Source organism: Poseidonibacter lekithochrous, assembly GCF_013283835.1.
GTDB lineage: Bacteria > Campylobacterota > Campylobacteria > Campylobacterales > Arcobacteraceae > Poseidonibacter > Poseidonibacter lekithochrous.
In genome coordinates, this window is sequence record NZ_CP054052.1 from 1878422 (window position 1) to 1902502 (window position 24081).

Here is a 24081-nt window from a genome sequence, read left to right on the forward strand (position 1 = left end):
TTATCTTTCCGTAAATGTATATTGTTTTGCTTTTAAAATTGGCTTTAAGATGTAATCTAGAATTGTTTTTTTACCAGTTAAAATATCAACATTAACAACCATTCCAGGAATAATAGATAATTCTCTATCACCTTTTGTTAAATGATTTTCATTTGTTTGTATGTGAACTGTGTAAAAACTATCTTTATTTTCATCCATTTCTGTATCTGCACTAATTTTAATAACACTTCCTTCTAATCCACCATAAATAGAATAATCATATGCTGTGAATTTTACTTTCGCATTTTGTTTAAAATATATAAAAGCGATATCAGCAGGTTTTATTTTTGTTTCTATTAATAGTGTTTCACCTGTAGGTACAATCTCAACTAGGTTTTCACCTGGTTTAATAACTCCACCAATTGTATTAAAAAATATTTGTTGTACTATCCCATTAGTAGGGGAATAAACATCCGTTCTTACTACTTTATCTTTTAAATTATTTACATTTGCATTAACTCTTTCAAGTTCAGCAACTGTTTTATTTAATTCTTCTTGAGAAACCTTTCTAAATTTATCTCTGATTTCAACCATTTTCTTTTTTACTTCATTTATCAAAGATTGAGTTTTTGGAATAGAAATTCTCACATTAGCTAACTCTTTTCTAATATTATTAGCTTCTCTTTTTAATTTAAGAAAATCAACTTTTGATCTAATTTTTCTTGCCACTAAAGGCTTAGCAATTCGTACCTCTTCAGAGATAAGATTATATTCATTTCTTAAATATCCAATACTAGACCTAGCCGAAGATAAGTCATTTTTCTTTTGTTTTAACTGCTCTTCTAAAACTAATATTTCAGATTCAATATTATTCTTATTGATTATGTATAGTTTTTTTTCATTCATAATATATTGACTAATAGCATTAGAAGAAAACTCTTCCGCATTAAATTCTTTATTATTAACTTCAGCTTCTAATCGAACTATTTTTGCAGTAAGTTCTAATGACTTTAAATTTGTAGCTTCATAGTCAGATTGAGATTTACCATTATCAATTTTAAGTAATATTTGTCCTTTTTTTACAACATCACCTTCTTTTACTAGTAATTTCTCTACAATTCCTCCTTCAAGGTTTTGTACCATTTTGTTCTCACTACGAGGAACTACAGTTCCTTCACCACGCACAATTTCATCGATTTGTGCAAAATAAGCCCATGAAATCAAGGCAATTACGGTAACAATCCAAAACCATAAAAATAATCTGAATTTTTTTGGACTTTGCTCTAGAATAGCAGCACTAAAACTATTCATAAATTCATAATCTTCTTGAGTATAGTTATATTTATTCATAACTTCCTCCTTCTGATAAAAGTTTAATTACTTCTTCTTTATCACCATTAATATAAACAGAGTTGTTATTAAGAACAATCACTTTATCAACTAATTCTAGTAAAGACATTTTTTGAGTAACTAAAATCATTGTTTTATTTAATAAGTTAAATTTCATATTATTTAAAACTTTTTTTTCTGTTTGTTTGTCCATTGAACTGGTTGGTTCATCAAATATCATTATTGGATAATTAAATAAAAATACTCTTGAAATACCAACAGCTTGTATCTGTCCACCTGATAGTCCATCGCCATTTTCACCAACTTCCATTTCATAACCTCTTGGATGTGCATTAGCAAAAGAATCAACACAAGAAAGTTTTGCAGCTTTTGCCATATCATAGTCACTAACAAATGATGCTCTAAAGGTAATATTCTCTTTTAATGTACCATGAAATAGAGATACTCGTTGAGAAACATAACCCAAATTACGACGTAAATCAGCAGGATCAATTTGAGATAAATCAATATCATCAACAAAAATTGAACCTGATGTTGGTTCATAAAGTTTTAATACTAGTTTTAAAATAGTACTCTTACCAGATCCAATTTTCCCTAGTATTGCTACTTGCTCACCTGGATTAATAACAAAGGAAACATTTTTTAAAACTTCTACATCCGTATTTGGATATGAAAAAGATACATTTCTAAATTCAATTTTTCCTTCAAATCCGCTATGAGATACAAAATTTTTCTCACTTGGTCGCTCAACTTCTTTATGCATAACATCATTTAACATATTATATGCATTTGAGGCATCCTCATAGTTTGTAATTAATGATGCAGCTTGCCCCATAGGTGAAACTGCACGGGAACCTAAAATAACAACAGCAATTAAAGCACCCATTGAAAGTTGAAAGTTATTTATTAAATAAACACCATAAATAATCACACCTACAGTATTTAATTGAATTAAAAAGGCAGTAAATTGAGGAATAAATGATGAAAGCATTCTTGATGTAAGCCCTTTATGAGCAATCTTTCCATTACTTTCTTCCCAGTCCCATTGTATATGGTTTACATTACCTAAACTTTTTAATGTTTCTATATTATTTAGGACTTCAATCAATATTGAATTCTTTTTTGAAACAACTTCATTTATTTTTCTGATATTTCTTTGGATTGGACTTTTTAAAATTAAACCTGTAATTAATATAAGAAATATAACAACAGCAGGAATAATAACAATATTTCCACCAATATAATAAATAACAGCTAAAAATATGAATGTAAAAGGTAAATCAATAAAAGAAACTAATGTTGCATTTGTAAGGAAAGATCTAATCATGTCAAAGTTCTTTAATGTATTAGCAAATGCGCCAATTGGTTTTGGTATATTCTCTAATTTTAAACCTAATATTTTTTCAAAAATTAGGGATGACATAATAATATCACTTTTTCGTGCTGCAATTTCAAGAAAATAACTTCTTACTAATTTTAAGAAGATATCTAATATATATACAACAAATACACCAGCAGCAAAAAACCATAAGGTTTCAATTGCATTATTAGGTATTACTCTATCATATACACTCATTGTAAATAAAGGAGTTGCTAAAACAAAAAGGTTAACTAAAAAAGAAGCAAAAATTACATCAAAATAAATACTTCTTGAAAGTTTTAAAGTACTCCAGAACCAATGTTTTTTTTCAATATTTAAACTTTTATCAAGTTCTGATTCTTTATAATTAAAACCTTTTTTAATTAAAACTGCATAACCTAAATATTCTTCATTGATTGATTCAACTTCATACCATTGCTCAACTACTTCTCCACCAAGTTCTGAGATAATTTTAATTTTTGATCTATCATCAGAAAAAGAATCTAGTAAGGCACAATGTTTATTTTTCAATAATAATATTACAGGTAATTGTAGTTTTGAGAAATTTTCAAGTTTTCTTTTTATAAACTTTGTTTTTAATCCTGCATGTGACGCAGCTCTTGAAAATAGTCCTTTTGCACTACTAATTGAAAAAAGAATAGGATCTTCTTTACCTTTTTCAATAGGAAGCCCATAAATAAGGGCTTCTTTAGTATAAGGTTTATGATAAAATTTCGTATAAGTAACCAAACAATCAAGTAAAGAGTTTAGTCCTTCTTCATTATTATAATTTTCCATGTGAACCCCTTTAAATAAATTTATTTAAAGTTGTGTTTAATTGTAACTAAAATATAAATCTTTTACATTTTCTAAATTATCCATATAAGGCTTATTAACTTTCACGACATTTGATAATTTCGACATTGCAATAACTGCATTTTCTTTATTATCATATAATCCAGAAACAATTTTGTACAACTGTCTATTTGTGTTTTTAGTAGTATATGGAATAACTAAATAATTATTCACTATGTTGCTATTTGCTAAAAACTTATCAACTTCTTTTTTAGAAGAAAAAGTTGCTAAACTTAAAGTATAACCATCATTTTTTGAAAAGAAATTATTTTTAAAAGAATTATTAGTATTTGAACTACTATTATTCTCTTTATTCATATCCTCTTTTCCTGTTGAACACCCATACATATCAATGGCTAAACCTAGTGTTGTGTTATCACATAGATCCATTTCATCTTTTATATTATCTCCATCTCTATCAAAACTATGAGGTTCATCGCTTTTAGAAACTGGTTTATACTCTGCAATTACAGGTTTATAATATTTAGCTGTTGCATCATCAAATAATGAATTAACCATCTCACCCATAGAATCTAAAATTCTATATTTAGAAAATAACCAATCGTATTGAGCAATAATCAATTTATTTCTAGCTGAGATATAATCATCTTGTGCTGTTAATAAATCTATTAAAGTTCTTGAACCATCTTCAAACTCTTCTCTATATAAATCTAATGTAGCTTTACTTTCTTCTTGATAAGAGTTTAAGAAAACTAATTGTTTTTCAATCATTGAATATGCTGACCACGAAAGTTGTAAGCCTTCAATAATTTGTCTTTTTATTTCTCTTTGGATTTCATATTCTTGCATTACATTTAATCTATTTTTTCTCATTGTATTTACATCAAAGTTACCTCTGTATAAATTATGTTTAAATACTAATAATGCTGTATATCCTTTAGAATGTCCTTCTTCTCCACTAGTATTTTTATCTAAGTTATAAGCAAACTCAAAATCTAAAGTAGGAGAGAATTTACTTTTACTTTGATCTAGTGCATATTTTGCAGTACCAATATTATAATTAGTAACTAACATAGAAGGGTTGAAGTTTACTGCATGTTTTGTAGCATTTTCTAAAGAAGTTGGTAATGAATAACTGAAATCTGGTTTACTTAATTCAACATGTCTTACTTTTTTACCAAGTAATTTACCAAGGTTGAATTCAGAATCTAAGAGATTATTTTTTTGTGTTAGAAAGTTAAACTCAGCAAGTTGTAAGCTTGAATCAACTTTTTTCACATCAGATAGCGGTCCAGCACCTGAATCACTAAGTTCTTGTGTTTTACCTAATATATCTTGAGTTAAGAGAATATTTTCTTGTTCAAGATTATATAAACGATCATATTTTAAAACATTTAAATACTCTTTAACAACATTAAAAGCAACATCATTTGTTTTTTCAACATAATTATATGCGGCTGCCATTACTCTTGCTTTTTCATATTTAATTTTGTAACGTGTTGCTAACCCATTAAATAAATTTTGTGTTAAAGTTAAAGAGTTTCTATATATATGAAGCCCTTTTTCTTCAAAACCAGTGGTGGTATGTTTACTATACGTTTTTTCATACCCAAATCTACTAACAAAATCTATAGTAGGTGCATATTCTGATTTTGCGATTTTCAAATCATAAGCTGTTTTATCATAATTTTTCAAACGCTCGAGAATAACTGGGTTAGTTCGTAATGCGTCATTTAAAGCTTCATTTAATGTTAAAGCATTTAAATTTATTGTTGAAACTGCTGAAAGTATTAAAGCAGAAGTCACTATCGCTTTCATGATATGCTCCTTATTTTAATTAGACTGTAAATCTTTTACTCTTAGTATACTCCCAGCAATTTTAAACGAATCTTAAAATTAAATTAAGTTTAAAAGTTTAAAAAAATAAAATAATTATTAAATCAAAGTATTTTTGATCATAAACATGGTTATCTAGGGATTTATAAATAAAAACTTAATAAAAAAATAATTTATTTAAAATATGTCTATATCAAGTACTGCATTAAATTTGTCAGATTGACTAGTTTTTAAACTAGAATTAATCTTATTTAACGATAAATTTCCCTGTATAGTTTGAAGTATATGCCAGAACCTTTCAGAAAAAGGTGTTTCAATTTCTTTAATTTTATTTTTTTGTATAATCTCTACAATAGTTTCAATACAGTGAATATAAAAAATTTTATTTTTAGCTCTTTGAATTTTATACTCTCTCATTATTTTAAGATTATTAACAAAAGCATCTTTTTCTAATTCTTTAAGTTGTAAGTTATTACGAACACTCTCTTCTTCTTTATCTAAATGGAGTAAATAAGAATCAATTTCTGTATTCATAGTTCGTTCAAGAGTAGGATGAAATCCTAATAGAATATCGACAATATCATGTGAAGAGAGACGCTCTTCATTAAGACTGTGTGAATATTTTCTTTTTTTCTCATAATCATGGTTAATTGCAGTTAAAATATCAATTGCATATTTTAAGTATTTATATTTATCTTCTTTCCCATCTTTAAAAGTTATCCCATGTTCACTTATAATAGGTTTTAAACCTGCATATTCTAATTTCATTATATTCCTTTACATAAGTAATAAATAAATTATTAATCTACAATAATTTTAGTACGCAAAGCATTAACATCAAATAAATTGATATAAAAATAAAAGAGAAAAACTCTTTTATTTCTTGTTTTTTTCTAACTCTTTGTAATAAGAACTATGTAAAATTGCTACTTCCTCTTCTTCTTTATATCCATTTATAATACTAAGTATTGCACCTTTTATAGCAAATATAGACATATATACATGAGTAAAGAATAAGGCAACCATTGCTAAACCAACAGTATTATGAGCAATAATACATAATCTTAACATTTCAATTTTACTTAATCCAAACATAGTTAATACAGCAAGATTTAAATCTTGAACATATAATGTTGCACCTGTAAAAATCATCATAACTCCACCAATAGTACAAACCCAAAACCACATTTTTTGACCAGCATTAAACTTACCAGCAGGAACAGGCTTTTTCTCTTTTGATAAATATCCACCTAATATCATAAACCATTTAATATCTTCACCTGTAAATAACATACTTTTAAGCCACATTAAAAACATAGGAATCACACTAATCATAAATAATACTGTTGCTACAGCATGGAGTTCTTTACATGCCTTAACAAACTCACCACCACCAAATGTAGAACCAAACATCATTATAAGACCTGTTGGAATAATGATAATAAATGAAATAGCAGCAATACCGTGAATAATTCTATTAAATAAAGTAAATACATAATACTTTTTACCGTCATGCTTAAACTTCTTTGGTCCAATAATCATATAGTGAATAAAAAATACTAAAGGAACTAAAACAATTACAAAAAGATATGCATTTTCAAAAAGTTTAGTTTGAAGATATACAAATAAATCTCCAAGATGTGTATTTCCATCTTTTTCATAAGACAACATATTATTGATAATTTCTTGATTAGCTTCACTTACCGTTGAATAAGCAAAAAGGGCAGAAGAGAGCGCCAACATTAAGAACAAATATTTTTTCATTATATACTCCTGTATAAATATGAGAAATTATTACGTTCCAAAATGACTTTAGTATGACTTTTTGATTTAAAGTAAATAAATATTTACTATTTATGAGCTGTAAATAGGGAGTTAAAAAATAAAAGTTAAGTTTTATTTACTAAAAAGGAAAAGATTCCTTTTTAGTCTTATTAGAATTTAGCGTTTGGAATAGGGTGATTATCAACAACAAAGTCAATATCTTTATCACCACGACCACTTAAGTTAACTAATATAGTTTTGTCACTTGGTAAAGTTTTAGCTAATTTCATAGCAAAACCTACTGCATGAGCTGATTCTAAAGCAGGAATAATTCCTTCTAATTGAGATAATTTATAGAATGCATCTACAGTTTCTTCATCATTACATAAACCAACTTTAGTTCTACCAATTTCTTTAAGATGCGCTTGTTCAGGTCCAACTGATGGATAATCAATACCAGAACCAATTGAATAAACCGGTGCTGGTTCACCGTTTTTATCTTTTAGCATTATAGAATTAAAACCGTGCATTACTCCTTCTTCTCCATAAGTTAAAGAAGCAGCGTGATCACCTAAGTCTTCACCTCTACCCATTGGCTCAACTCCATAAAGATTCACATCCTTATCGTCAATAAATCCAGCAAAGATACCCATAGCATTAGATCCACCACCAATACAAGCAACAACATTATCAGGAAGATTTTCTTCATGTTCAGAAAATTGCTCTTTTGATTCAAATCCTATTACACTTTGGAAGTCTCTAACCATCATAGGGAATGGGTGTGGTCCAACAACAGAACCAATACAATAAATTGAGTTTTCTGGATCATTTAAATAAGATTCAAAAGCAGAATCTACAGCTTCTTTTAATGTTTTAAGTCCATGAGTTGCAGGAATTACATTTGCTCCTAGAATTTTCATTCTAACTACATTTGGATGCTCTTTAGCAATATCAACTTCACCCATATGAATTTCACATTCTAAACCAAAATATGCTGAAGCAGTAGCAAGTGCAACACCATGTTGTCCAGCACCAGTTTCAGCAATAACTTTTTTCTTACCTAAATGATTAGCTAAAATTACTTCTGCCATACAATGATTAAGTTTATGTGCACCTGTATGGTTTAAATCTTCTCTTTTTAAATAAATCTTTGCGCCACCACAGTGCGCAGTTAAATTCTTAGCAAAAGAGATAGGAGTAGGTCTACCTTGGTAATGTTTTCTAACATACTTAAGTTCTTCTAAAAACTTTGGAGAGTTTTTAATCTCTTCATATGCCTTAGTAATGTCTGCGAAAGGTTGTTCTAAAACAGGAGGAATAAAAGATCCTCCGAATTTACCAAAATAACCATTTTCATCAGGATGTGATTCTAAATAACTCATACCCATTTATGCTTCCTTTTATATATAATATCCATTTTAAATAGGCATTATTATATTATATTTATTTTAATTTCTTATGAAATATCAATACATTAGATTAATATAAAGGCAAGCTTATTAAAACTTTTGTACATTTGTCATAATAAACATTTTCAAAAGTCTCAGAAGTGTTAAAAATATTAATTTCACCTTCCAAACTTTCTGTGATTATTTTGTGTGTCATATATAAACCAAGACCTGTTCCTTGACTTTTATGTTTTGTTGTAAAATAAGGTTCAAATAGTTTATCAATAATATTACTATCAACTCCACCAGCATTATCAATTATCTCAATAAGATATTTACTATTTTCCTCTTTTGTTTTAATAGATATATATCTATTATTCATATCAATACCACATAATGCATCTTTAGAATTATTTAGAATATTTAAAAGTGCTTGATTTAACTCATTTTCATAACTATGAATAATTAAATTTTCATCTAAATCTAATTTGACATTAATAGAGTGATTTATAAATGAACCTTTTACAATATTTAGAATTTTTTCAACACAAGAATTAATATTAAATTCATTTTTCTGTTTATCTTCTTTTAAATAGTTTTGAAAATCTTCAATAGTTTGAGATAAAAATTTTGTTGTTTCATTTATACCATCTAATGTTTCAACAAATATTTGATCATTTAATTGATCAAACTCTTTTTGTAGTTTTAAACCACTTGCAGCTGTTGAAATAAAACTAAGAGGTTGTCTCCATTGATGAGCAATATTACCAATCATTTCACCTAAACTTGCCATTTTAGATTGTTGTATTAATAAATTCTCTTTATTTTTTATTTCACTCATATCAATAATTAGAATAATATCTGCTTTGTTATATTCAAACATAATTTTTTGAGATTTAATAATAGAAGGAAACTTATCTTCGTTATTACGAAGTGCCGTTATTTCATAAGTTTTAGAATCAGAATTAAATATAATTTCATTTATATTTTCTTTTTGTTTCTCAACAAAAAAATCATTTATATTCATACTTAAAACATCATTTTCACTATCTATATTAAATATTCGTAAAAGCTCTTTATTTACAAAAACAATCTTTTTATCTTTTACAATGAATATACCTTCTATTGTTAAGTCAACTAAAGTTTTAAAACTATTTAATGAATATTCTAATTCTAACTGTGTTAATTTCAGTGTTTTTTGATAATTTAACAATTGTCTATTTTTATATAAAATTATGATTATAATTAATCCTAAAGGTAAAAAGTATTTCCATAAAGTTGAATAATCAAAAGTTTGAATATATTCAACAGAAGACCATTTATTAAATATTTCTTCTTTTTCACTAGGGCTCATTCTTCTTAATACTTTGTTTATAATCGATTGTAATATTTCATAATCATCTCTAATCATTACTTGTAAATTAAAATCAATCCCAGTATTACCAGATATTTTTATATCACTAAAACCATTTTTCTTTATATTATAAGTAAGAATTGGCATATTATCAACTAATGCAAATACTTTATTTTGTGATAATAACTCTAAACCTTCTTCAATATTTAAAACTGGAACAAAATCAATTTTAGGGTAAGATTTTTTTAGTAAATGATGAGCAGTATAGTTTTTACCAACAGCAACTCTTTTCCCAATTAAATAAGATGCATCAGGAATAAAGTTCTGATCTTTTAATGTAGCAATTCCCATTGGAGCTTTATAGTATGAATCTGAGAAAATAGCATATTTTGATCTTTCTTTAGTTTCAGAGGTAGTAATAATTACATCATTATTCTTATTTTTAATACTATTTAAAGCTAATGAAAATGTATCTTGTGAATTGTTATTAGTTTTTAAATTAGCTTTATCTACAATATATGACCAAAAATCAAAGCCTAAACCATAAGGTTTATTATCAGAAATAAAACTCAAAGGCGCCCAGTTTGGTGTAAAAGCAACATTTACAATTTTACTATCAATAAAACCTAACTCTTCTTCTGTAAAGTTAATCTCTTTAGATTTTCTAATCCATTTAAGTTCAATTGCGTTTAGTTCATCTTCTTTTACTTTTAACATAGTTTTATTGATAATGCTTTCAAGGATTTTATTCTCTTTTTGGACAGCCATATAAAGTTCATTCTTAAAATCATTAAATACTACATCTGCTGATATTTTTAGTTTATCACTATACATCTTGTTAATAGTATATTGAGATAAAATTTTATTTTGAATTGTAGCACTAGCAACATTATTTATTAAAGCAGAAAAAACTTCATCCAAGCTATCTACTAAAATAAAATTGATTTCAGGATAATTAGAAACTAAAGTATTTGTGGAATTCCATCCTTTTACTAATACAACTTTTCTGTCATTTAAATCATCTAAACTTAATATATCTGTATTGGATAACTTTGTAATGATTGAGTGATTTTGTTTTAAATAAGAATTTGTAAATCTTAACTCTTTTTCTCTTTTTTCATTATATGTAAGAACAGGTAATAAGTCAATATCACCTTCTTTAAAGCCCTTATATAAATTCTTCCATGTATCAGTAACAAATACTGGTTCAAAACCTGCTTTTGAAAATATAAGTTTTACATAATCAATTATATAACCTTTTGGTTTACCATTCTCATTATAATCATAAGGCACCCAATCTAATTCATTTGCAACAATTACTTGTTTATTATTTGCAATATAGTTCTTCTCAGTTTGAGTTAATTTAGTTTCAACAGGTAAATTTCCAATCCAAGTATTTATAATTTTTCTTTTTTCTTTTTCTGAGAAGTTATCTAATGTTTTTTGAATAATATCTCTTAAAATTGTCATATCATTTCTTGTAGCCATATGAAGTTTATTAGAATTAAATTTTAGAGAAAAATCTGCATGAACACCAGTTAAAGAATTTTTTTGCATTAGATAATTAATTATTGCAGGATTTGATATTAAAGCATCAGCCTTGTTAGTAATTACACTATCTAAGGCATCAAGAATACTATTAACTTTTAATATTTTAATGTTTGGATAATTTTCATTTAAAAAATTACCTTGGGAATAACCCGAAGGAATAGCTATTGTTTTATTTTCTAATTCATCTAGATTTTTAAAATTATTTTTTGAGTATAAGTATGCTCTAATTGAAATGTAATCATTAGTAAAAGTTAAATATTCTTCTCTTTCATCATTTTTAACTAAAACAGGTAAGAGATCAATTTGTTTATTTTTTGATAGGTTTAATAAGTTATCCCAAGAATCTGAGGTAATATAGTTAAAAGTTAGACCAGTATTTTTTTCTATTAAATCTAAGTAATCCCTAGCAATACCAGTATATTGCCCATTTTCAACAAAATCAAAAGGTGGCCAGTTAGTTTCAGCACCAACATTAATAATAGGATTAGTTTTAATGAATTCTTTTTCTTTAATAGTTAAATCAACAGAATTAGAATAAACAGTAGAGAGAAATAAAAAGAATAAAAATAAATATTTAAACATAACAAACCTTATCACGCATATAAAAATTATTATACTGTGATAAGGTTTATAAAAAAGACTAAAAAGTCAAATTATTATTAAGAAAACCACTTTTTAACTTTGTCAAACATATTTTCAAAGTTAGTTTCACTTGGCTTACTCTCAACACCAAAGCTTTCTTGTAATTTTTCTAATAAATCTTCTTGTTCAGCATTTAATGATTTTGGATATTCAATTGTAATTTGTACAACTAAATCACCTTTTCCATAACCTTGAACAGATTTAACACCTTCTCCTCTAAATTTAAACTGTTGTTTATCTTTAGCTCCAGATGGAATTTCAAGTTCTAATTCTCCTCTAAGACCTGGAATCTTAATAGTCGCTCCAAGTGCTACTTGTGTGAAGAAAATTGGTGCTTCTAAATAGATGTCATCATCATGTCTAACAAAGTGAGAATCTTCTCTTACATGTACTTGTAAGTATAAATCACCTCTTGTTCCATCAGGAGCAATATTTCCTTTATTAGAAACTCTAATTCTCATACCGTCATTAACACCCTCAGGAATATCAACTTTAAATGAGTCTTTAACTTCATCATAACCTTTACCAGAACATTTTTTACAAGATGAACTAGCAGCTTGACCAGAACCTTCACAAGTAGGACAAGTTTGAGCAAATGTCATAAAACCTTGTCTTGCATGAACTTGACCTTGACCAGCACATGTTTTACAAGTAGATAATTTACCGTCTTTTGCACCTGTACCTTTACAAGGTTTACAAGCGGTTTTATATTTGTAATCAATTTCTGTATTACATCCAAATACAGCTTCATTAAATTCAAGATTAACATCAACTGCAACATCTAAGTTATAGTTATACGTTTTTCTCTCTCTTCTAGAGCCTCTACCTCCGCCACCAAAAGCAGAACCAAACATCTCTTCAAATACAGAACTTAAATCATCAAAGCCTCCGCCTCCGAAGCCTCCACCTTGACCATGACCTTCTAAACCTTGTTTTCCATATCTGTCATAAATTGATTTTTTTTCTTCATCACTTAAAACTTGATATGCTTCATTTACAGCTTTAAAATTCTCTTCTGCTTCATGATCACCTGGGTTTTTGTCAGGATGATATTTCATAGCCATTTTTCTATAAGCTTTTTTAATTGTACTTTTATCGGCGCTTCTATCTACACCTAATAATTCATAATAGTCTTGATCAGTCAACTATATATCTCCTAAATAATTTTTTGTATATTATATATACGCGATTCTACCTAATTGATTATAAAAATATATTTAAATGAAAGTACCAAAAAAACATGACTTATAGCTTTTTACTAGTAATTTGGTTATAATCCCAAAATGAAAAGAGGATTAGAAAAATTTTATGAATTAGTTGAAGCTTTTGAATCATTGCCTACTATAGGTAAAAAATCAGCTTTAAGACTTGCTTATCATGTTGTTATGAATGACAATTATTGTGGAATTAAAATTGCACATAGTATTGAAAATGCTTTAAAAAACATTACAAAATGTGTGAAGTGTGGTTCAATGAGCGAACATGAAATCTGCGAGTTTTGTTTGGATGATTCAAGAGATAGCACAAAAATATGTATAGTTCAAAGTGCAAAAGATATATTTATTATTGAAGACTCTAAGCAGTTTGATGGTAAATATTTTGTAATTGAAGAATTAGATCAAGAAGCAATAGATGCTCTTACAAATTTTGTTGATGATAATGAAGTAGAAATGGTACTATTTGCCATTACTCCATCAATCGCAAATGATGCATTTATTTTATATATAGAAGATAAATTAAAAAATAAAGATATTAGATTTTCAAAAATTGCTCAAGGTGTGCCAACAGGTGTTAGCCTTGAAAATGTAGATATTTTATCACTATCAAAAGCAATACAAAGTAGGGTAGAGATTTAAATCTCTACCTTCTTTCTTCTTCGTTCCATTGTTTATATAACTTTTCAGCTTCAGAAATTTCTTTCACACTTGCTTTTCTTCTACAAGACATATATCCATTTGTTCCATCACATGACTCAAAAGGATAAACTGTTGCAAAAACCCAATAAAATCCACCATTTTTAGTAGCATTTTTTACGTAACCTGTCCAAATTTCACCTTTTTGTACAGTATCCCATAAAGATTTAAAAGCCTTTCTTGGCATATCTTGATGTCTTACCATACTATGTGGTTGCCCTAATAATTCATCCAAAGTATATTCTGCAATACTACAAAAATCATTATTTGCAAACCTAATAATTCCTTTAGCATCAGTTTCACTTACTAAAAAGGCATAATCATCTAAAACTGTTTCTTGTCCTCTTGCCATAATTTTCCTTTTTAATTAAATTTTTTATTTTGAGCATCAGTTACTAAAGTATTAGCCATTTCAGATACTTCATTTGAAATTCCTGAAATCTGATTAGCTTCGCTTGCATTTTCTTGAGTAACTCTATCAAGCATAGTAATTGCATCATTGATTTGCTCGATTCCTGTCATTTGTTCTCTTGATGAAGAACTAACATTATCAATAATTTCAATAGTTTGTGTAATATGAGTATTTAAATCTTTATAACCATTAATCATCTCATCAGAAATAATTTTACCTTCGTTTGCTTTTGTATTTGCATCTTCAACTAAGTCTTTAATCTCTTTAGCAGCTTCTGCTGATCTTGATGCTAAGTTTCGCACCTCTTGAGCAACAACTGCGAAACCTTTACCAGCTTCACCTGCTGTTGCTGCTTCAACTGCTGCATTTAATGATAGAATATTTGTTTGGAATGCAATTTGATCAATAACAGTAATTGCTTCATTAATAGAAGAAACTTTTGTATTAATCTCCTCCATAGAATCCGCAGTTTTAGAAGCTAAATCTTGTCCATTTGATACAGCAGTTCTTACTGTTTGACCTAATGTAGCCATTTTAGTTGCATTTTGAGTATTGTTTCTTGTAATTGTAGTAATTTGTTCAACAGTAGCTGAAGTCTCTTCAAGAGATGCCGCTTGTTCATTTGCTTTTGTTGATAAGTTTTCCATAGAGCTTTTCATAACTGAGGCATTACTTTCTAATGTTTGACCATTGTTTAAATTCAGTTTCGCATTAGAGCCTAAAGAATCACCTAACATATTAATTGACTCCATAAGATCTAACATATCTTTTTTCATGTTATCTGGAATATCAATTTTTTGAGTAAAGTCATTATTAGTGTAAGAATTAGAAACAGTTCTAATTGAAGTCATATTTTCTTCTAAAACATCTAACATACCATTTAAAGCATTTTTTAAAGCATGAATCATAAAGTTAGACGAATCAGATTTTACTCTACAAGAAAAAATACCTTGTTCAACTTTATTTAATGAAAGAATAATTTCACCTAAAACTTTCATGTCTTCTTTTCGCATACTATCAAATGTGTCATAATAAAGATTCATCTCTTTTAATATTAAACCAATCTCATCATTTTTCATATATTGAGCTTTTTCAACACTATTACTTCTCATAAAAGTAAAATTAACTAAATCATTTAGATATCTCTTAAATCTATTGATTCCACCTACAATTCTTTTTGCCGCAGCGTTAGTTGTAATAAAAATTAAAACCGCAAATACAACGTTTATTGCAATGATTGCAATCATGTCAGAAGTAGTCATAATAGCAATAATACTAATACAAGCAAATCCTAGTTGTGTTATTAACATATTAAGTAATAACTTTTTATTCGTACTAATATTTGTAAACATAATTCTCCTAAATCAATTTATAATTGATTACATATTTTTTATTAACTATTATTATAGTTACTTTTAGATAAAATGCTATTATGGAAAAAAGAATAATTTGTCAAAAATGTATACACTATTATGTTACATGGGAACCATCTAACCCCCACGGTTGCAATGCATATGCCTTTAAATCTAAAGCAATACCATCAGTTGTTGTAAAAAGATCAAGTGGTGCAGATTGTAACTTTTATCAACAAAAATCACAAAATTAAATAGATTTTTCAAAAAATATTAGTAAATAATTTTTATCTTTTAGATAAAAAATAATAAAATTGTTTGAATTATTGATAAAAAAATAATAAAAAAATGTGCTTGTAAAAAATAAAAAATAAAAAAAGCTAAAATTTATTATGAAAATCAAAGAACTATTCATGGAAATTTGGATAATATACGAGATTAAATAGTATGATAAAAAATCATATAAGCATTAAAATAGGAGATAAGTTTGTTATATAAAGATTTAAAAGAGAGCATTAAATCACTTGGATTTGTATCTATAGAAGATTTTGTTCAATATATTGGAGTAACATCATCAGATGTATTAGAATGGGAAGAAAAAGATGATGTACCTTATACTATCTCACTAATCATTCACTTATTAAAAGGTGAAAAAGAACTACCAAATACTTTATCATTAGACAGTATGGTTGAAGAGTGTTTACCATTAGCTGAACTATTAGAAGAAGCATCTTCATTCCCTCATAAATTAGAAGAAATGTTTTTATTACAAAAAGAGTTAAATGACTCAACAAATGGTAAAAATTGGGAATTAGGTGCAAACAAATTTGGAAAAGAAATTAACTGGCTTAGATGTATCCATATGGAAGTTGCAGAATTAATTGATTCTACTCCATGGAAACACTGGAAGAATATTAATGCAGAACCTGATATGAATAATATTCATGTTGAACTTGTTGATATTTGGCACTTCTTAATGTCTTATATTTTACAAGAAACAAATGTACCAAAAGCTGTATCATTAGTAAATACTCACTGTATTTATGAAGCAGTTGAAGATGTAGATGTAAAACCAATGATTAAAGAATCAGAAAAATTATCATATATTGCATTAGCAATTGAAACTGGTAACATGCCTTCATTTAGTGGAATTGAAAGATTTATTGATCAATTCTTTAGATGTTGTAAAATTTCTGGATTATCATTTACTTGGTTACAAAAATTATACATTGGTAAAAACTGTTTAAATAAATTTAGACAAGACAATGGATATAAAGAGGGTACTTATATTAAAATTTGGAATGGCGATGAAGATAACGTAGTTATGGTTGCTATTTTAGAACAAATGGAAAGTGTAAGTTTTGATATTTTATATAATAAACTAGAAGAAGCTTATAAAACTTGTAAATAAATCACATAGCTAAAAAGATTTCTTTTTAGCTATAGTCGTTTTTATAATCTACATAATGAGCTGCATGAGTAACTAAACCAGCTTCATCTTCTTCTGTTAATTGTTTTACAACTTTTGCTGGACTTCCCATGATTAATGATCTTGGTGGAAATTTCTTTCCTGATGTAACTAATGAATTAGCTCCAACAATACTACCTTTACCAATAACAGCACCATCTAAAACTGTAGCACTCATACCAATAAGACAATTGTCTTCAATTTTACAACCATGTAACATTACTTTATGTCCAATAGTAACATTATCACCAATAACTGTAGAAGTGTGAGTATCTGTATGAATCATTGATAAATCTTGAATATTAGTATTTTTACCAATTCTTACTTTATTTACATCTGATCTAATAACACATTGAAACCATACTGATGAGTCTTCACCAATTTCAACATCACCAATAATATCTGCACTTGGTGCTATCCATGCTTTTGTATCAATCTTTGGGTAGAATTCTTTAAATTTTAATATCATATTTGCTTCCTATAAAATTTTGAGAATTATTATATCTAGTAGTATTTAAAAAGGCAAGGTAAAACAAACAAAGAGTACTACTCTTTATTTGCTTTGTATTCAACAATAATAGGTTCAGAATAATTAGGAACATCATCATAAGTAAATATTGCATAATATTTATCTATATCTTTTGCTCCAAAATCATCATAAGTATAATCATCACTACCTGCATAAAGTTTTTGTCCATCATGAGAAGAAAGAGGTTTTCTATAGGCATTTTTAATAACCTTAACACCCTTAAAATCAGGATGATCTGGATTATCCCAAGTAAGTTTAATACGACCACTGTCATTGATTATTTTTCCATTTGAAGGCTTATCTAAAGGAAATCTTCTTTTAGGAATATACTCAACAATTAATTTAGGAGATAAAGAAAGATTTTTAATTTCCCATGAAACTTTTTTGTCCTTAATAGCTCTTTTTGCAGAAGTTGGTTTTAAAACAAAAGCAACTGTAGCTTTCTCTTTTAATTTTTCATTTAATGTAATTTCAGAGAAAGAATCAAACATAAAATATTGAGTTTGATTATTTTTAAGTTCAGTTGCACTTACATCATAACCAACATTTTGAATAATTTCTCTATTTGTAATATTTTGATAATCTTGATCTATACTAGTATCTACAAACTCAAGATGGAATCTAATATCATCTTTTATATAAATACGAGTAGAGTTTAATTCAAAATATGCTTTTGTAATCATTGTTTCATCATATGGAGGCAGGGCTGATAAATCAAATTCAAAACTAGAATAGATTGGAGCACCAGATTCATCAAAACCTGCTGTGATTTCATCTGTAATTACATTCTCTTTACTTACTGTATAAACAGCTTTTGGATAAAGAGCTGAAATATTTGGTTTTTCAGTATATGTTAATTCAAGTCTTGGTCTATATGGTAAACCCATACCAAACTTACCATATCCAATATCCCATTGCATCATTTGTCTACTTCGACCAATTCTTAACTCTTTTGGTCCTTCAATTCTTAATACAATTTTTTCATCAACAATAGATTTTTTTAGATATTCACACTCAATTCCAGAGAAATGCCAAGATCTCCAAATACCTTGAGTTAATTGATGCGAAGCAGTTGGTCTTCCTACATATTTTAATAATTCCATATTTTCAACATCATCAAAAGATGTAATATCACCCATTTTTGTTTGATCAACAATAGCAACATTCCACTCACCATATTTTTCAATAGTAGTTGATACTCTATTAATTGGATACAAATTAAAATCCGCAGATTTAATAAGTGCATTACTTGGTAAAGATTTTAGATTAATAGTAACAACAGCATAAGAAACACCCTTATTTTCATCAACACCTACAAATAAAGAGTTTATTCCAAAGTGTTTAGCATTATTATTAATATTTTCAGAAACATAACCAGTCTCTTTAGCACTTGCATAATATGTTCTACTAAATTCATCATATTCAACTGTTGTTCGAACTTTAATTTGAGGATAAAATGGTGATTTTTGGAAATTATCTTTATGAACAACTCTAATATTGTAATAATAGTCTTTATTTGATGATAGGTTTATATCAGAAAATTCTAGACTTTTTGTTTTTGCAATTAAATTACTATTATTACAATAAGTTTTATCTTTTAAACTTCTATAAATTTCAAAAAATACATCATTTTTAGATATATCATAATCCCATTTAAGATTTACATGGTTTGAACCAAATTCTGTTACTTCAAAAGAGTTAACTCTTTTTACAATGTTATTCTTGCAATAATAAGGTGCTTCTTTAACAGCAGCTAATAAAGCAGGAATATGTTCTCTTAAATTTTCATTCATATCATCTAAATAATCAGAAATATTTCTTGTACCTACTTCAACAACACTAGAGATTATTCCCTTTGAATAATAAAACTCTCTACCACTTCCTGAAATTAATTTTGAAGGCGGTTTACCTTGGTGAATTCCATACTCTCTACCTGAAATCTTTTTAATCTCTTCTGCCATATTTGCACATAAAGTATTCATATCAGTTGTATCAATAGTATCTTCATGTCTAAAATCATGAGCAGGGAAAAATACATTTCCTTGAGAGTGATAATCTAAAGCAATAGTAATATGATCTACATTTTTTTCTACAAAATCTTTAAGTGCTCTTGTTTCTGGTTCTGAAAAAGGTTCAGGTCCTCCATAAACATTAGAAGTTGTAGCAGTTGATTTAATAAAACCAATAGGGAAGTTTCTATTTAAATCAACACCATAGGTTCCATCAGCATTAACACGTCTATTTTTTCTCCAAAAAGAAAAATGGTTTCTAGAATATTCATAACCATCTGGATTTGCACATGGAACCATATATATAGTTGTTGTATCTAAATAAGCTTTTAGTGTTCTATCATTTTCATAATTTTCTAGAACATATTTAGCAAATTCAATAGCTAACTCATGCCCAACCCATTCTCTAGCATGAATAGTCCCTGTAAAGAATAGGGCAGGTCTTTTATTGGCTGTTTTGATATCTTTAGAGATAGTAATTAAATTAATATCTCTTTTTTCCCAAGTTTGTCCAATTGATTCTAAAGAAAAATGTGCAGGAAATCTTTCCTGCAAATCTTTAAATATCGCTGTTGATTCATCATATGATCTATAAAGTTGTTTCAAGGATTACTCTCCTATTTTTAATCTCGATTTTAATTGAGCTAATTTATTTTTTCCAATCCCATCAAGTTCTTTTAATTGATCTAAATCGCTAAACTTTTTAACTTCTTCTTTGAAGTTTAAAATAATTTTTGCTAACTTTGAACCAATACCTTTAATCTTTTTTAAAGTATCTTCATCTGCATCATTAATATTAACTCTCATATCATCAATACTATCATCCCATACTTTTATTAACTGCTCATCTACAGATTCTAATTCTAATAAATCACTTGAATCTGTAACAACATTATCTAATAAGTACTCTTGGATTTCTAATGCTAATTCTTCTTCCATTCCATGTAAAGTCATTATTTGAGTTAAAGAAGCTGTGTTAAAATTAATTTTATTTACTTCAATTTTACTCTTTTTTGTATCTTTTAATAAATCTTTTTTTATAGGTAACTTCTCTGGTGCAATTGAAGCAGGAACATCATTTGGATTACTTAATAATGCTTCTTCCATATCAAACTTATCTTCTGGATCATTAATATACCAAGTACCATCACAAGAAGGTTTGTATTTACTAAATCCTATATGTCTCATAGTTCTAAGTAATGATGAATCAACTTTACCTAACTCTTCCCATGAGAATAATGGAACATGAGGCATAGGGAATCTACCATTTGAGAAGTCCCACATTAAATATTGACCAATCCAATCTCTAATATAAGGGAATGCAGCAAACGCAGTAGCACACTCTAATATATAAGCTTTATCAGTTTTTGCACAAATAGCAATATCACAAGCCCAATACTCAGCTTTTGCAGCCTTAGAAGCTTCAACTGCCAATTCTAAAGCATTCATTGGTACATTTTCATAAGACATTGAACCACCTTGAGAAGTGTTTGTAATCCACTCCCCATCACCAGAGAATCTCCAGAATGCACAAATTGGTTTATGTCCAATTAACATAACTCTTAAATCCCCAGAGAATTTTAAATCAATTGCATCCTGAGTATATATAGGAGAGTATTTTTTATCTTCTAACAGCTCAAAAGCTTCTTTAAAATTATCAGCTTTATGTACATAATAACCACCATAATTAGATGGACCATAAGATCTTTTAATAATTTGAGGATATTTAGCTTTATTTTTTAAATACTTGTATCCTTTTTCATTATCATAATAGATTTTTGTTTTAGGTGCAGATAGATTATACTTATCACAAAATAAAGTAACATTCTCTTTTGACTTATTAGGAAATTGAGTTTCTAAAGATGGTACAAATCTAACATGAGGTAGTTCTTTCGAGATTTCAACAAAAGTATCATAAGCAGTTGCAGGAATATTACCAATTAATACATCGATATTCTTTGCTTTAACTTCTTTTATAAATCTCTTTTTATCATTTTTCCAATGATATACAACTTCTTCAATTTTGTCAGGCCATCCTTTAAAATTTGAGTGATCAAAAAATCTTAATACGTAATCAAGATATAAAAATCCCAATTTAGGTAATTTTGTCATTATGCTTCCTTTATAGTTTGTTTAGTTTTTCTATCAATTAAATCAACAATAGCATCGATTTTTTTATTATTAAAATCTAATCCCATTTTTTCTTGTTCTGGTGTTGCAAAAGCAGGTATTCCGTTAACTTCCAAAACAACATATTCTTCTTTTTTTCTATCATAAATAATATCAACACCAGCTATATCTAAGCCCGTAACTTTAACAGCCTTAAGCGCCAAATCGATTACAGCTTCGTCTGGATCCCTTAAAAACACGCTTCCACCACTTGTTACATTTGTTCTCCAATCTTCAGAACTAGCTTTTCGTCCATAACAAGCAATATATTTACCATCTACAATATCTACTCTATAATCAGTATTATCATAATCAATAAATTTTTCAACGTAAAAATATCTTAAGTCCATTTGATTTAAAAAAGGCATTAACATATCTAAAGTTTCTTGATTTTCAATTTTTGTAAGTCCTACACCACCCCAACCATCAGTTGGTTTATAAACCATTTTGTCCCATTTTTTCATAATTGCTTTTAAATGAAAAGTATCATCTCTATGACAAAGTTTATAATCTGCTGTATTAATCTTATTCTTTCTTAATAAAAATGATGTTTGAAATTTATCTTCAGTTAATTCAAATGCATCATAAGAATTAATCATAGGTACAACATGACTTAATGCTTTATATAAATACATTTGATATTGAGTTTGTTCCCCTGCATTATAAGAGAAAAACAAATCTAATTTATCCAGTTTCATATCATCATATAAGATATGACCATTTTTAGCAATTGCATCTCTTAAATTAATATTTGGAATTACTTTAATATCTCTCTCTTCCAATTTTTCGATAATTTTCTTTTGAATTTCATCACCACCACCATTTTGATACATCCACATTCCAATTTTTCTACTAGCCATAATTCCCTCTAATCCTTAAAAAATACTTCTTGATAATGACTCAATATTGTTGTCATCATCCCAATTCTTTGCTCAAATGAACTTTTCAAAGCTCTCTCTTTTTTTGTATGATCTCCATCGCCATAGGGACCAAAACCATCAAGTGTTGTTACTCCAAAAGAAGAAACAATATTTGCATCACTCACTCCACCTCTTGATTCTAAAGGTATTTTACTTTTCGTAAGTGTTTCAAAAAACTGAACTAATTGAAGTTGTTTTTCATTCTCTTCCATAACATCTCTTTGGATTATTCCATCAGCTGTTGATTTTGTGCCTTCAACAAAAGAAGTGTTAGTGATTTTTTCAACTTCATTCATAATTCGTTTTTTTTCAGATTTTTTGTCAAATCTGAACTCCATCATCATTTCACAATGGGGAGAAACAGTGTTAATTCCAATTCCACCTTCAAATTTACCAACATTGACAATGGAGCCTTCTTTCAAATTAATTAATTCAGAATATTTTTGTAGTTTTATTGCACCTTCTAAATTAGCATTAATACCTTTTTCATAAGATGTTCCAGCATGTGAAGCTTTACCTTCAATTTTTATAATATATCTTCCAACACCTTTTCTTGCAGTAACTAATTCTAAGTCTTTTCCAGCAGCTTCAAATACAAAACAATAATCGTAGTTTTTAGCAAGTTCTGATGTAATTTCTTTGGAATCATCACTTCCTGTTTCTTCATCTGAAACAAGTAAAAAATCAATATTAAATATTTCTCCATTATTTTTAAAAATATTTCGTAAAGCTTCTAAAGCAACAACATTACCACCTTTCATATCACAAACCCCAGGACCATAAATCCAGTTCTCATCTTGGGTAAAACCTTCAAAATAACCTTTTGGAAATACTGTATCGTTATGACCTAATAATAAAATTCTAGGTCCTTCTTTTTGATTAGATTTAAATAATAAATGATCACCAATTAGTTCTCTTTTAAAAGTTTCTTTTTTAAAACCTAATTCTAAAAGCCATGAGGACATAACATTGCCAACTTCGTCAACGCCATGTTTATTTTGTGTATGAGAGTTAATAATAACTATTTTTTCTAAATCTTCTAAATAGCCCATTTGATATCCAATAAGTAAAATATTTCACTATAACACTATGAAAAATTTGCATTAAATAACTATAAATAATTTTATTGCAAATTACATTCTTTGATTATAACATAAAATCAACTTATAAAATAACATGAGATGGTAACAATTTAGTAGCATTTTGGAAGAAAAAAAGTTTTTTTATAAAAAAAAAGGGAAAGTAGCAAAAATGCTACTTTCCCTTTTA

17 protein-coding genes are annotated in these 24081 nt (G+C 27.6%); 2 read left to right on the forward strand and 15 right to left on the reverse strand.

Going from position 1 to position 24081, the window contains the following annotated elements; genetic code table 11:
- The 8 genes from ALEK_RS08850 to dnaJ all read right to left on the reverse strand — a co-directional run bounded on the left by ALEK_RS08850 (position 1) and on the right by dnaJ (position 13185).
- Entirely contained in the window at positions 1–1329 is a 1329-nt protein-coding gene (locus ALEK_RS08850; RefSeq protein WP_071625521.1) for an HlyD family type I secretion periplasmic adaptor subunit, read from the reverse strand.
- Positions 1322–3487 carry a type I secretion system permease/ATPase gene (locus tag ALEK_RS08855; protein WP_071625520.1) on the reverse strand — a complete coding sequence of 722 codons (2166 nt, stop codon included), beginning with the start codon at positions 3485–3487 and terminating at the stop codon, positions 1322–1324. Before ALEK_RS08855 ends, ALEK_RS08850 begins: the two co-directional genes overlap by 8 nt.
- Before the next feature lie 36 nt (positions 3488–3523).
- Positions 3524–5323: a TolC family outer membrane protein gene (locus ALEK_RS08860; protein ID WP_071625519.1), complete on the reverse strand. Its 1800-nt coding sequence runs from the start codon at positions 5321–5323 to the stop codon at positions 3524–3526.
- Positions 5324–5518: 195 nt separating this feature from the next.
- On the reverse strand, positions 5519–6109 hold the full coding sequence (locus ALEK_RS08865; protein WP_071625518.1) for a hypothetical protein: 591 nt from the start codon (positions 6107–6109) through the stop codon (positions 5519–5521).
- 108 nt (positions 6110–6217) lie between these two features.
- A complete protein-coding gene (locus tag ALEK_RS08870) occupies positions 6218–7105 on the reverse strand; it encodes a formate dehydrogenase subunit gamma (protein ID WP_071625517.1) in 888 nt (295 codons plus the stop codon).
- Positions 7106–7275: 170 nt separating this feature from the next.
- On the reverse strand, positions 7276–8493 hold the full coding sequence (gene trpB, locus ALEK_RS08875) for a tryptophan synthase subunit beta (RefSeq protein WP_071625516.1): 1218 nt from the start codon (positions 8491–8493) through the stop codon (positions 7276–7278).
- Between the two features lie 91 nt (positions 8494–8584).
- Positions 8585–11980, reverse strand: a complete 3396-nt coding sequence (locus ALEK_RS08880) for a transporter substrate-binding domain-containing protein (protein ID WP_071625515.1) — start codon at positions 11978–11980, stop codon at positions 8585–8587.
- A 77-nt stretch (positions 11981–12057) separates the two neighbouring features.
- On the reverse strand, positions 12058–13185 hold the full coding sequence (gene dnaJ, locus ALEK_RS08885) for a molecular chaperone DnaJ (protein ID WP_071625514.1): 1128 nt from the start codon (positions 13183–13185) through the stop codon (positions 12058–12060).
- A 138-nt stretch (positions 13186–13323) separates the two neighbouring features.
- Between dnaJ and recR the strand changes: the two genes are divergently transcribed.
- Positions 13324–13896: a recombination mediator RecR gene (gene recR, locus ALEK_RS08890; protein ID WP_071625513.1), complete on the forward strand. Its 573-nt coding sequence runs from the start codon at positions 13324–13326 to the stop codon at positions 13894–13896.
- 4 nt (positions 13897–13900) lie between these two features.
- On the opposite strand, the gene ALEK_RS08895 is transcribed toward recR, so the two are convergent.
- Both ALEK_RS08895 and ALEK_RS08900 read right to left on the reverse strand, forming a co-directional pair.
- The gene (locus tag ALEK_RS08895; protein ID WP_071625512.1) at positions 13901–14305 is read right to left on the reverse strand and encodes a PAS domain-containing protein; all 405 of its coding nucleotides are present in this window, start codon (positions 14303–14305) and stop codon (positions 13901–13903) included.
- Between the two features lie 11 nt (positions 14306–14316).
- On the reverse strand, positions 14317–15717 hold the full coding sequence (locus ALEK_RS08900; RefSeq protein ID WP_071625511.1) for a methyl-accepting chemotaxis protein: 1401 nt from the start codon (positions 15715–15717) through the stop codon (positions 14317–14319).
- Between the two features lie 487 nt (positions 15718–16204).
- Here ALEK_RS08900 and ALEK_RS08905 point away from each other — a divergent pair, with 487 nt between their 5' ends.
- A complete protein-coding gene (locus tag ALEK_RS08905; protein ID WP_071625509.1) occupies positions 16205–17128 on the forward strand; it encodes a dUTP diphosphatase in 924 nt (307 codons plus the stop codon).
- A gap of 25 nt (positions 17129–17153) precedes the next feature.
- On the opposite strand, the gene ALEK_RS08910 is transcribed toward ALEK_RS08905, so the two are convergent.
- From ALEK_RS08910 to ALEK_RS08930, 5 genes are all read right to left on the reverse strand, one after another.
- Positions 17154–17654 (reverse strand): gamma carbonic anhydrase family protein, encoded by a 501-nt coding sequence (locus ALEK_RS08910; RefSeq protein ID WP_071625508.1) that lies wholly within the window; start codon positions 17652–17654, stop codon positions 17154–17156.
- A gap of 77 nt (positions 17655–17731) precedes the next feature.
- On the reverse strand, positions 17732–20329 hold the full coding sequence (locus tag ALEK_RS08915) for a M14 family zinc carboxypeptidase (RefSeq protein WP_071625507.1): 2598 nt from the start codon (positions 20327–20329) through the stop codon (positions 17732–17734).
- 3 nt (positions 20330–20332) lie between these two features.
- Positions 20333–21835: a helix-hairpin-helix domain-containing protein gene (locus ALEK_RS08920; RefSeq protein ID WP_071625506.1), complete on the reverse strand. Its 1503-nt coding sequence runs from the start codon at positions 21833–21835 to the stop codon at positions 20333–20335.
- Entirely contained in the window at positions 21835–22752 is a 918-nt protein-coding gene (locus ALEK_RS08925) for an ATP-grasp domain-containing protein (protein WP_071625505.1), read from the reverse strand. Before ALEK_RS08925 ends, ALEK_RS08920 begins: the two co-directional genes overlap by 1 nt.
- An 8-nt stretch (positions 22753–22760) precedes the next feature.
- A complete protein-coding gene (locus ALEK_RS08930; protein ID WP_071625504.1) occupies positions 22761–23864 on the reverse strand; it encodes a M20 family metallopeptidase in 1104 nt (367 codons plus the stop codon).
- Positions 23865–24081: the final 217 nt, after the last annotated feature.